This is a genomic window from Nocardioides sp. P5_E3 (genome assembly GCF_054049275.1).
Map to the genome: position 1 here is coordinate 108,052 of NZ_JBFUMR010000012.1, position 10,708 is coordinate 118,759.

13 protein-coding genes and 1 pseudogene are annotated in these 10,708 nt (G+C 71.9%); 6 read left to right on the forward strand and 8 right to left on the reverse strand.

Annotated features, from left to right (window positions below; genetic code table 11):
- Positions 1 to 2: 2 nt before the first annotated feature.
- Both ACXJKB_RS09920 and ACXJKB_RS09925 read right to left on the reverse strand, forming a co-directional pair.
- Complete coding sequence (locus tag ACXJKB_RS09920) at positions 3 to 1,097, reverse strand: PHP domain-containing protein (protein ID WP_457187850.1); 1,095 nt, start codon at positions 1,095 to 1,097, stop codon at positions 3 to 5.
- A 268-nt stretch (positions 1,098 to 1,365) separates the two neighbouring features.
- Complete coding sequence (locus ACXJKB_RS09925; protein WP_457187852.1) at positions 1,366 to 2,172, reverse strand: enoyl-CoA hydratase/isomerase family protein; 807 nt, start codon at positions 2,170 to 2,172, stop codon at positions 1,366 to 1,368.
- Positions 2,173 to 2,364: 192 nt separating this feature from the next.
- Here ACXJKB_RS09925 and ACXJKB_RS09930 point away from each other — a divergent pair, with 192 nt between their 5' ends.
- Positions 2,365 to 2,523: a DUF5679 domain-containing protein gene (locus tag ACXJKB_RS09930; protein WP_090969683.1), complete on the forward strand. Its 159-nt coding sequence runs from the start codon at positions 2,365 to 2,367 to the stop codon at positions 2,521 to 2,523.
- 134 nt (positions 2,524 to 2,657) lie between these two features.
- Positions 2,658 to 3,185: a hypothetical protein gene (locus tag ACXJKB_RS09935; protein ID WP_457187854.1), complete on the forward strand. Its 528-nt coding sequence runs from the start codon at positions 2,658 to 2,660 to the stop codon at positions 3,183 to 3,185.
- 10 nt (positions 3,186 to 3,195) lie between these two features.
- On the opposite strand, the gene ACXJKB_RS09940 is transcribed toward ACXJKB_RS09935, so the two are convergent.
- From ACXJKB_RS09940 to ACXJKB_RS09955, 4 genes are all read right to left on the reverse strand, one after another.
- Positions 3,196 to 3,363 (reverse strand): hypothetical protein, encoded by a 168-nt coding sequence (locus ACXJKB_RS09940; RefSeq protein WP_457187856.1) that lies wholly within the window; start codon positions 3,361 to 3,363, stop codon positions 3,196 to 3,198.
- Positions 3,364 to 3,527: 164 nt separating this feature from the next.
- Positions 3,528 to 3,722 carry a hypothetical protein gene (locus ACXJKB_RS09945; RefSeq protein ID WP_191195012.1) on the reverse strand — a complete coding sequence of 65 codons (195 nt, stop codon included), beginning with the start codon at positions 3,720 to 3,722 and terminating at the stop codon, positions 3,528 to 3,530.
- Between the two features lie 47 nt (positions 3,723 to 3,769).
- Positions 3,770 to 4,150, reverse strand: a complete 381-nt coding sequence (locus ACXJKB_RS09950) for a WhiB family transcriptional regulator (protein ID WP_457187858.1) — start codon at positions 4,148 to 4,150, stop codon at positions 3,770 to 3,772.
- A gap of 480 nt (positions 4,151 to 4,630) precedes the next feature.
- The gene (locus ACXJKB_RS09955; protein WP_457187860.1) at positions 4,631 to 6,670 is read right to left on the reverse strand and encodes an ATP-dependent DNA helicase UvrD2; all 2,040 of its coding nucleotides are present in this window, start codon (positions 6,668 to 6,670) and stop codon (positions 4,631 to 4,633) included.
- Between the two features lie 93 nt (positions 6,671 to 6,763).
- Between ACXJKB_RS09955 and ACXJKB_RS09960 the strand changes: the two genes are divergently transcribed.
- Positions 6,764 to 7,006, forward strand: a complete 243-nt coding sequence (locus ACXJKB_RS09960; protein WP_300050907.1) for a mycoredoxin — start codon at positions 6,764 to 6,766, stop codon at positions 7,004 to 7,006.
- Positions 7,007 to 7,049: 43 nt separating this feature from the next.
- A complete protein-coding gene (locus ACXJKB_RS09965) occupies positions 7,050 to 7,502 on the forward strand; it encodes a hypothetical protein (RefSeq protein WP_457187863.1) in 453 nt (150 codons plus the stop codon).
- A gap of 12 nt (positions 7,503 to 7,514) precedes the next feature.
- Here ACXJKB_RS09965 and nudC read toward each other — a convergent pair whose 3' ends face one another.
- Positions 7,515 to 8,438: an NAD(+) diphosphatase gene (gene nudC, locus ACXJKB_RS09970; RefSeq protein ID WP_457187865.1), complete on the reverse strand. Its 924-nt coding sequence runs from the start codon at positions 8,436 to 8,438 to the stop codon at positions 7,515 to 7,517.
- A 62-nt stretch (positions 8,439 to 8,500) separates the two neighbouring features.
- Here nudC and aztD point away from each other — a divergent pair, with 62 nt between their 5' ends.
- Both aztD and deoD read left to right on the forward strand, forming a co-directional pair.
- Complete coding sequence (aztD, locus tag ACXJKB_RS09975) at positions 8,501 to 9,739, forward strand: zinc metallochaperone AztD (RefSeq protein ID WP_457187867.1); 1,239 nt, start codon at positions 8,501 to 8,503, stop codon at positions 9,737 to 9,739.
- Positions 9,740 to 9,782: 43 nt separating this feature from the next.
- Positions 9,783 to 10,490 carry a purine-nucleoside phosphorylase gene (deoD, locus tag ACXJKB_RS09980; RefSeq protein ID WP_457187869.1) on the forward strand — a complete coding sequence of 236 codons (708 nt, stop codon included), beginning with the start codon at positions 9,783 to 9,785 and terminating at the stop codon, positions 10,488 to 10,490.
- Positions 10,491 to 10,532: 42 nt separating this feature from the next.
- Here deoD and ACXJKB_RS09985 read toward each other — a convergent pair.
- Positions 10,533 to 10,708, reverse strand: a pseudogene (locus tag ACXJKB_RS09985) (IS30 family transposase); the annotation flags it as partial.

A 10,708-nucleotide genomic window follows, 5' to 3' on the forward strand; every position in this document is an offset into this window, starting at 1 on the left:
GCTCAGAGCCGGGCCGCGGCCCACTCCAGCAGCCGGTCGCGCTCCCAGGTGGTGACGATCCGATCGGGGTCGATCCCGGCCTCGGTGGCGCGGACGGCGCCGTAGTCGAGCATGTCGAGCTGGCCGGGCGCATGGGCGTCGGAGTCGATGGAGAACAGGCACCCGAGGTCGCGGGCGAGCTCGAGCAGCCTGGTGGGCGGGTCGCGGCGCTCGGGCCGCGAGTTGATCTCCACGGCCACGCCCTCCTCCGCGCAGGCGGTGAACACCGCCTTCGCGTCGAACTGGCTCTGCGGCCGCACGCCCCGGTTGCCGGTCACCAGGCGGCCGGTGCAGTGGCCGAGGACGTTGGTGTGCGGATTGCGGACGGCGGCGACCATCCGCTTCGTCATCGGGGCGGCGTCCATCTTGAGCTTGGAGTGCACCGAGGCGACGCGGACGTCGAGCCGGCCCAGCATCTCCGGGGTCTGGTCGAGCGACCCGTCGTCGAGGATGTCCACCTCGATCCCCTTCAGCAGGGTGAACGACCCGCCGAGGTGCTCGTTGACGGCGTCCACGACCCCGAGCTGGCGCGTCAGCCGCTCGGCGCTCAGCCCGTTGGCCACCCGCAGCCGTGGGCTGTGGTCGGTGAGCACGAGGTAGTCGTGGCCCAGCTCCATGGCCGTCATCGCCATCTCCTCCAGCGGCGAGCCGCCGTCGGACCAGTCGGAGTGGGAGTGCAGGTCGCCCCGCAGCCTCGCCCGCAGCTCCTCCCCGCCACGCGCCAGGGGCCCGGCGGTCGCCTCGAGCTTCACGAGGCGCTCGGGGACGACCCCGTTGCACGCGTCGGTGATGGCGGCGGCGGTGCTGGGGCCGATGCCGGTCAGCTCGGTGAGCGTCCCGTCGGCCGCGCGACGGCGTACCTCGTCCTCGGGCAGCGGCAGGATCGTGCGCGCCGCCTTGCGGAAGGCCTCGATCCGGCGGGTCTCCTCGCGCTGGCGCTCCATCAGGAACGCGATGCGTCGCAGGGTCGCCACGGGGCCGCGGTGGGTGCCCGCCGTCGACTCCTCGCCCAACTTCTTCTCCTCCACAGCCCCGTCGCGGGTGAAACCGCTGGTCACCCGCACAGTACGGCGATCGCGCCGGGCGTGTCGCGCACAGGGTCCTCCCCACGCGCGACGGCTTCGTCCACGCCCGAGGGACCGCGGTGCACACCGTCTCCACAGGCCTGTCCACAGGGGTGGACACCCACCCGTTGACCGCGCGGGTGGCCGGCCCTAGGTTTGCGGCCAGAAGGGCCCCACGGCTCCTCGACGCCAGCTGGGGAAGGCAGGCGTCGGAGGGCTGCGGGGCCCCTTCTTCGTTCCCCCGCCGGGGGCCTCGCGCGGGTCAGCGTCCGCGGAACTCCGGGGACCGCTTCTCCTTCGCGGCCGCGATGCCCTCCTGCAGGTCGGCGGTCGCGAGCGTCATCGGCTGGGCGAGGGCCTCCCACTGGAGCGCGGCCTCGAAGTCGGCGTGGCCGCCGTCGGCGAGCGCGATCTTGGTCAGGCGCGCCGCGATCGGGGCGGTCGCAGCGATGCCGGCCGCCGTCTCGAGCACCTCGTCGAGGAAGGACCCCTTGTCGATGACGCGCGAGACCAGCCCGAGCCGCAGCGCCTCCTCGGCCTCCACGACGCGGCCGGTGAGGAGCAGGTCGCGAGCGTGGGCGGGGCCGACCACGTCGGGCAGCAGCCAGGTGCCGGCCATGCCGGCGTGCATGCCGAGCTTGTTGAAGGGCACGCCGAGCTTGGCGCCGTCCGCGGCGTAGCGGATGTCGCAGGCGAGGGCGAGGCACAGGCCGGCCCCGATGGCGGCTCCGTTGACGGCAGCGATGGTGGGCACCTCGAGGCGCCGGATCGACAGCCAGGCCCGGTAGAACGGCAGCATCCGGGACCGCAGCCGGTCCACGCTCGCGTCGGGCTCGCTGGCGATCCACGAGGTGTTGCCACCGGAGCAGAAGGCGCTCCCCTCCCCCGTCACCACGACCGCGCGCACGGACGGGTCGGCGGCGACCTGATCGATGGCTGCGACCCACGACGAGGTCATCTCGTCGCTCATCGCGTTGCGCATCCCGGGGTTGTCGAGGGTCAGCAGGACGACCCCCTCGGAGGGGCGCTCGAGGCGGAGGTGGGCGAGGTCTGCAGAGGTCTCTGGCATGGCCCCGAGGGTACTGATCCCGCTGAGCGTGAAATGACCCGGATTCACGCTCAGCGCGTGTGGTGCGTGAGCGTGGCTCACGCGTGGCGTAGGGTCGTCGGCGGAGTGCTGGCAACCGTCGGCTCTCCCCGGCGGGCTTCCCCGAGAGACTTCCCCGTCGCGACGACCAAGAAAACAAGCAAGGAGGCCGTCATGGCGGAGACCTGGAGCGGTGAGTTCTACTGCGTCAAGTGCAAGGAGAAGCGCGAGGCGGAGGGCGAGATCAAGGTCAACGACAAGGGCACCAAGATGGCCAAGGGCGTCTGCCCGGTCTGCGGCACCAACTTGAACCGCATCCTCGGCAAGGCGTGAGCCTCAGCTCTTGAGCTCATTGCAGCGGCGTCACCCCTCGGGTGGCGCCGCTGCTGCGTCTGCTGCTGCTTCTGGTGGTGGTGCGCCCTGTGGACGACGGCCCGCGCCCATCGCCGTCGTGGCACCGTCGGAGGGTGCCCACCCGCCCCGTCCCCCCGTCGTACGCCGGCGGCACACGCGCGCAGCTCGACTGCCCTGACGCCTGGGCCGGGACCGTCGTCGCCGCGCTCACAGCGGCCGGGGTCGTCCTCGACCGCAACGCCCCCGTCGGGATCGCGGTGACCCCCGCACGCCTGGTCTCGGCCACGGTCGACGCGTGGTGCGTCGACTCGCTGCCCCACGTGCTGGTGGGCGTGCAGCCCTACGCCGTCGACGTCGGCCCGTGGATCGCGCCCGGCGTCGGACCGTGCGCACGGTGCGTGGCCGCCGCGGTGCTCGACGAGGGCGATCGCGCCGCACCGGGAGCGGTCCCGAGGCCGTTGCTCGCGCTCGCCGCCGGAGCGGTCGCCCGCGACCTCGCCTCATGGTCGCGGAGCGAGCTGCCGCACACGTGGCTCACGTCGTGGCGCGTCGACCACGACCCGGTGCCGGCCGCGCGACGCTGGCAGCGCCACCCCTACTGCGGGTGCGCCTGGTTCGACGCGGGGTTCGACGCCGGCTGATCGGGTCGGGTCACCACCACTCGCTGTCGAGCTTGCTCTCCATCGCCCTCAGGTGGGTGCGCGAGCAGGTGTCGCAGTAGGCGCGCCGCCGGCCGTTCTCGACCGAGGTCGTCCACGTGAGGGCCTCCCCCTCGGGTGCCTGGGTGCCGCAGAAGTCGCACGTCACGAGGTCGGTCACGCCTCGAGGCTACCCCCGCGCGACGCGGTCGCGAGGAGGCCGGACACACCGGAAATGGCAGCGAACCGGTACGTCGTCACGGTGACGACGTACCGGCTCGCTGTGTGTGCTCACCCGCGATCAGGGCGAGAGCCGTCCCGAGGCCAGGTCGGCCTCGGAACACGTCAGATCGCGCGAGCGAGGGCGAGACGCGCCTGCTGCGCGGCCTGCTCGGCCTTGCGGCTCATACGACGGGCCAGGGCCAGCTGGTGGCCTCGCCGCAGTTCGTGCGCCTCTCCCAGGCGCGCGGTCATTTGCGCGCGTGCGAGTTCTTCATGCATGAGATTCATGTCGTTTCGTCCATTTCGGTAGGTCTTCATGGCTGATGTGTTCCTGTACTTCTCCGGAGGTGGTGGAGCGGTGGCGCCTACGCGGCGGCCCCGTCCTTCTGGTTCTGGCCGGCCTGAGCGGCGACCTGCTCGGACTTGCGGGGCCGGCCTCGCGGCCGCTTGCGCGGGATCACCACGCCCTGGAGGAAGAGCTCGCCTCCCCAGACGCCCCACGGCTCACGCCGCTCGAGGGCTCCGTCGAGGCACAGCGCCTGCACGGGGCAGTCGATGCAGAGGGCCTTGGCCTGCTCCACGTCCGCGGGGGACTCGGCAAACCACAGCTCTGCGTCGTTGACGCGGCAGGGCAGCAGCTCCTCATTCACTCCGGCAGCTGCGTCGTGCAGGGCTCCGAGCGGGGCCTGGGGCTCCACCTCGGTCTTGTCGGCAGCTCGGTTGCGGTCGAGAACGCTGATGGTCATGTTGTTCACCTCCTCCTCGTTGACCTGATCGCGGTGTGTGACTCACTGGGACAAACAGAAAGGCCGCGGATCCCGGGTTTCGGGTTCCGCGGCCTGGAGGCTGCCGATGCGAGTTGTCTCAACTCGTCGGTGGACTCCAGGCTGGAAGACCCGGGAAGACGCCCTTGACGCGCTCGATGGACACAGCGGTCCCCTGGAGCGCAGCTGCAACATCGACACCGAGGACGCGCACATCAGTGGCGCAGCGGTGGCCTGCAGCGGGCATGCCGAAGGACGGCGTCCAAGCCGTCATGGTCTTCGTGTAGTTCTCCATGGGGGCCACCTCCTTCGGGGCGTCGGGCGCGGATCGTTGTCAGCGATCCCATGCGCGGGTTGTTGTGAAAGGGAACGTTAGACCCCTCACATCGTCAGGGGCAAACCATTTAATGGGTATTACCGAGATTTCTTTTCCCGAGCGCCCTTCGGCGCCCGTGCGCACCGTCAGTCGCCGGCTGCGGCGACCAGCGCGAGCACCTCGTCGCCGTACTTGGCGATCTTGCTCGGGCCGACGCCGCTGATCTTGCGCAGGCCCGTCTCGTCGGTGGGGACGTGCTCCGCGATCAGCTGCAGGGTCGCGTCGGTGAACACCACGAACGCCGGCACGCTGTCCTCCGCGGACCGCGCCAGGCGCCACTCCCGGAGCCGCTCGAAGAGCGCCTCGTCGTAAGAAGCGGGGCAGTCGGCGCAGCGGCCGATCTTCTTCTCCGACGCCGTCGACAGCGCCTTGCCGCACTCGCGGCAGTGCATCGCGGCGCGGTTGCGCTTGGTGCGCTCGCGCCGCTGCGCGGACACGCCGGGCACGCCGTCGAGCAGGGGCGCGAGGAACGGCGAGCTGCCGCGCGTCGAGCGGCCGCCCGGCTCCCGGGCGGTGGCCCACGACACAGTGAGCTCGTCGCGGGCGCGGGTCATCGCGACGTAGAGGAGGCGGCGTTCCTCCTCGATCTCGGCGGGCGTCTGCGCCTGCGAGATCGGCATCATCTTCTCGTGCATGCCGGCCACGAAGACGGCGTCCCACTCCAGGCCCTTGGCGGAGTGGATCGTCGCGAGGGTGACGGCGTCCGCCACCGGCGCGTGCTGCTCGCTGGCGCGACGGTCGAGGTCGTCGACGAAGTCGCCGACGCCCGCCTCGGGACGCTCGCGGCCGAAGTCGGCCGACAGGTCGACGAGCGCCTGCAGGGACTCCCACCGGTTGCGGACCTCTCCCCTGCCCTCGGGGGGCTCGGTGGAGTGGCCCATCTGCGAGAGCACGGCCACCACCGCCTCGGACACCGGGCCGGACGCCTCGCCCGAGCGGGCCGCGCCCCGGACGAGGGTGATCGCCTGCCGCACCTCGGGACGGTCGAAGAACCGCGCAGCGCCGCGTACGACGTAGGGGATCCCGCGAGCCGCGAGGGCCTCCTCGAAGCGCTCGGACTGGGCGTTGATGCGCAGCAGCACGGCCATCCGGCTGGCCGGGGTGCCGGAGGCGCGCAGGGCGGTCACCCGGTCGGCGACGGCCTCGGCCTCGGCGACCTCGTCGGTGGCCTCGCGCCACGTGATGCGGGCGCCGGCGGGACGCTGGGCGACGAGGTCGACACCCTTGCTGGGCGTGCCGGCGAGCAGCTGGTTGGCCGCGGCGACGACCTCGGGGGTCGAGCGGTAGTTGCGGACCAGGTCGACGCTCGTGGCAGAGGGGAAGCGCTGGGTGAACTCACGCAGGTAGCGCGCGTCGGCACCGGCGAAGGAGTAGATCGTCTGGGCGGGGTCACCCACGACGCACAGCTCGTCGCGCCCGCCGAGCCAGAGGTCGAGCAGGGCGTGCTGGAGGGGTGAGACGTCCTGGAACTCGTCGACGACGAACCACTTGTACTGGCGGCGGACCTGGGCGGCCACCGCCTCGTTGTCGGCGAGGAGCCCGGCGCCGAACAGCAGCACGTCCTCCATGTCCATCCGGCCCTGGCCGCGCTTGACCTCCTCGTAGGCGTCGAAGGCACGGGCCACGACCTCGGGGTCGAGGTTGGACACCGCACGGCCGCGGGTGCGGGCGATCGCGGCGTAGCTGTCGGGGCCGACGTTGGAGACCTTGGCCCACTCGATCTCGCTGGCGAGGTCACGCAGCGTGGCCTGGTCGACGCCGAGCCGCTGTCGTCGCGCGGCGAGTGCGAGCATCGCCAGCTTGGACTGGACGAGCTCGGGCAGCTCGCGCTGGTGGACCCGCGGCCAGAAGAACCGCAGCTGGCGCAGCGCGGCGGAGTGGAAGGTCCGCGCCTGCACCCCCGGCGCCCCGAGGGCACGCAGCCGCTCACGCATTTCACCCGCCGCGCGAGTCGTGAACGACAGCGCCAGCACCTCGGTAGGCGCGTAGACGCCCTGGCTGACGCCGTGGGCGATCCGGTGGGTGACCGCGCGGGTCTTGCCGGTGCCGGCGCCGGCCAGGACCCGCACGGGTCCGCGCAGCGCCTCGGCTACCTGTCGCTGCTCGGGGTCGAGCGCTTCGAGCAACGGAACAACTCCTGCGACGTCGTGGTTGGGGCTGGTGGAGGGTGTCGACCACCCTCCTCCTCAACCCTAGACGCCGGAGGGGACACTCGATCCATGACCTTCACGATGTTCAGCACCCCGTGGTGCGGTTACTGCCACCGCCTCAAGAGCCAGCTCGACCGCGAGGGCATCGAGTTCTCGATGGTCGACATCGAGCAGCAGCCCGAGGCCGCGCTCACCGTCGAGCAGGCCAACGGCGGCAACCAGACCGTGCCCACCCTGCTCTTCTCCGACGGCAGCACGCTGACGAACCCGTCGGTGGCGCAGGTCAAGGAGAAGCTGGCCGCGATCTCGTGACGCTGGCGTGGAGCCCGCACCACGCCGGGGTTAGCCTGACGTCGTGTCACTGCTGAACTCGATCGACCGCGACCACGTCCTCACCGCGATGGAGACCTGGGACGCCGCGGGTGGGGCCAACTACATGCTGGTGCGCGGCGGAGTGTCGACGCACGTGCTGATGCACCACGGCAAGGAGTACGACGCCGCGGCGATCGCCGGCATCGCGCACGGCCTCGCGACCGGGCGCACCCTCACCCCCGCCGACATCCCCGGTGGCGGTGCCGGAGCGAGCAAGCACCTCGTGCGGCTCGGCTTCGACATCCGCGACGACTCCCCGCCGGCTCCCCAGCGGGTGCCGGGCACGCGCTCGACCACGCCTCGTACGCCGCGGGCGACCACCACGCGTGCGACGACCTCGCGCCCGCGTGTCGCGGCCAGCGACCGGGTCGACAAGCTGTGCCCGACCTGCTTCCTCGCGCTGCCCGCCACGGGCATCTGCGACAACTGCGCCTGAGCGGCGTCGACCTCAGTCCCAACCGGGGCCGTCGAGCGGGCGGCCGAACCAGCTCTCGATGAGCGAGGACGAGATCGAGATGCCGCGGGGCACCACGAGCTCGCCCGACCGGCCGGCGGCCTCGAAGGCGGCGCGTGTCCACCACCGCGCCTCCTCGATCTCCGCGCCGTCGACGTCGATGTCGGTGGTCACGGCGCGTCCGGTGAAGCCGAGCATCAGGCTTGCCGGCAGCGGCCAGGGTTGGCTGCCGAAGTAGGCGACCTCGCCGACCTGCACGCCGACCTCCTCCATCACCTCGCGGCGCACGGCGTCCTCGAGGGTCTCCCCCGGCTCGCAGAATCCCGCGAGGGTGGACCAGCGACCGGCCGGCCAGGCGGTGTTGCGACCGAGCAGGATCGCCTCGTCCTCCCCCTCGCCGTGGGTGATGGCCATGATCACGGCCGGGTCGGTGCGCGGGAACTGGGCACGGTCGCACTGCGTGCACCGCAGCTCGTGCCCGGCCGACCGGCTGGCGAGGGTGCCGCCGCAGCGTGGGCAGAACCGCGTGGCGTGGTGCCACTCGGCCAGACCGATGGCGTGCATGACGAGCGGCGCATGCTGCGGGCTGCCCTCTGCGAGCAGGGTCAGCACCGAGCGGAGCGGCACCCACTCCTCGGCCTCGCCGGGCGCCTCGCCCGGCGCCACGATGACGGCCAGGTGCACCACGCCGTCGCTGTCACCGAGCAGCACGAGGGTGCCCTCGGGCGCCTCCTCCGGACCGACCCACCTGACGGCACCGTCGACCGGGCGGATCCGGTTGCCCGCCACGACGAGGACGCGGGTGGCGGGGTCGGCCATCTGCTCGACGAGCCAGGCGTCGTCGGTCCGCCGGAGCCCCATCCGGTTGTGCGCGTGGGCGGAGAGGGCGACGTGCGGGAGAAGGCGTTCGGGGCTCACGGCGTCAGGCTAGCGCCGTACCTCTTTGACAATGGTTCTCATCTGTGTTGAGAATCGTTCTCATGAAGCCGACTCGTCTCCCTGTCCTGCTTGCCACCCTCGTCGTGACGGGAGCCTCCGCCTGCGGCACCGCCAGCGAGCCCGGCGGCTCCACCGACACCGAACCTGCCACCGACTCCGCGCGGGAGCCGGTGGGCACCGAGGTCGCGGCCGCGACGCCGCGCCTGGCACTCACCCACGACGGCGGCGTGATGGTCGTCGACGTCGCCAGCGGTGAGGTCATCGTCGACGAGGCGATGGAGGGCTTCGTCCGCGTCTCGGCCGCCGGCGACGGCCGCCACGCGCTCGTCAGCGGCAACCTGGGCTGGCACGTCCTCGACCTCGGGTCGTGGGGGCACGAGCACGGCGAACACGCGCACCACTACGCAGGCGACCCCGGCCTGACCGGCGTGCTGCTCGAGGCGGCGGAGGCCGGGCACGTCGTGGCCCACGACGGCATCACCACGCTCTTCGACGACGGCACCGGCACGATCACCGTGCTCGACCCCGACGACCTGGCCGACGGGGCACCGCAGGTGTCGACGGCCGCCGCCGACGAGGCCCACCACGGCGTCGCCGTACGCCTCGTGGACCGCAACCTGCTGCTGACCGTCGGCGACGAGGAGTCACGATCGGGCGTCCGCCTGGTCAGCCCGTCCGGCGCGGTGCTCACCGAGACCGACGAGTGCCCCGGCGTGCACGGCGAGGCCTTCGCCGAGGACGTCGCCGTCTTCGGGTGCGAGGACGGGGCGGTCGTGGTGGACGGTCGCCAGATGACCAAGGTGGCCAGCCCGGACGCGTACGGGCGCATCGGCAACCAGTCGGGCTCGGAGGTCTCCCCGGTGCTGCTCGGCGACTACAAGACCGACCCCGGCGCCGAGCTGGAGCGCCCCACGCGGGTCGCGCTCGTCGACACCCGCGACGCCTCCCTGCGCCTGGTGGACCTCGGCACGAGCTACAGCTTCCGCTCGCTCGGTCGCGGGCCGGAGGGTGAGGCGCTCGTCCTGGGGACCGACGGTGCGATCCACGTCGTCGACCCCGAGACCGGCGACCGGGTGGACGCGATCGACGTGGTCGGACGCTGGCGCGAGCCGCTCGACTGGCAGCAGCCCCGTCCGGCGCTGCACGTCGTCGGCGCGACGGCGTACGTCACCGACCCGGACCGCGACCGCGTCCACGTCGTCGACCTCGACCGCGGCCGGGTCGTGTCGAGCCTCGACCTGCCGCACACGCCGAACGAGATCGTCGCCAACGCCGGCTGAGTCGCCACTGCCCTTGTCCCCGGGACTCCCTAGGCTGGGCGCCGTGAGCACCCACATCGGCGCCCAGACCGGCGACATCGCCCCCACCGTCCTGCTGCCCGGCGACCCCCTGCGGGCCAAGTGGATCGCCGAGACGTTCCTCGACGACGCGCGCTGCTACAGCGAGGTGCGCGGGATGTACGGCTTCACCGGCAGCTGGAACGGCCACCCGGTCTCCGTGCAGGGGTCCGGGATGGGCCAGCCGTCGATGGCGATCTACGTCAACGAGCTCTTCACCGACTACGACGTCCAGTCCATCGTGCGCGTCGGCTCGTGCGGCGCGGTCACCGACCGCGTCGGGGTGCGCGACGTCATCATCGCCTCCGGCGCGTGCACCGACTCCTCCATGAACCGGATCGCCTTCCACGGCATCGACTACGCCCCCGTCGCGGACTTCGGCCTGCTGCGCGGCGCGGTCGAGGCAGCCGAGGCACGCGACGGCTCGCCCTTCCACGTCGGCCTGATCTTCTCGAGCGACTCCTTCTACCCGGCCCGTCCCGAGCTCCTCGGCGAGATGGTGACGTACGGCGTGCTCGCCGTCGAGATGGAGGCCAGCGCGCTCTACACCCTCGCCGCCAAGCACGGCCGCCGCGCGCTCGCGATCTGCACCGTCTCCGACCACATCGTCACCGGCGAGGAGACCACCTCCCAGGAGCGCGAGCAGACCTTCGGCGAGATGGTCGAGATCGCGCTGACTGCTGCCCTCGGCTGACGTCCTGGGCGGTGCGTGAGCCACCTTCCTTCGGGGGCGGATTCAAGCGGTGGATGCAACACCGGTTGGTTTTGGTGGGTTCGACAGTAGTTCGTCGAGTGCCTGTGCCGGTGTCTTCCAGCCGAGGGTCTTGCGGGGCCTGCGGTTGAGCTTGGCGGCGACGTGGTCGAGGTAGTCGAGCTGGTAGAGCGACAGGTCGGTGCTTTTGGGGAAGTACT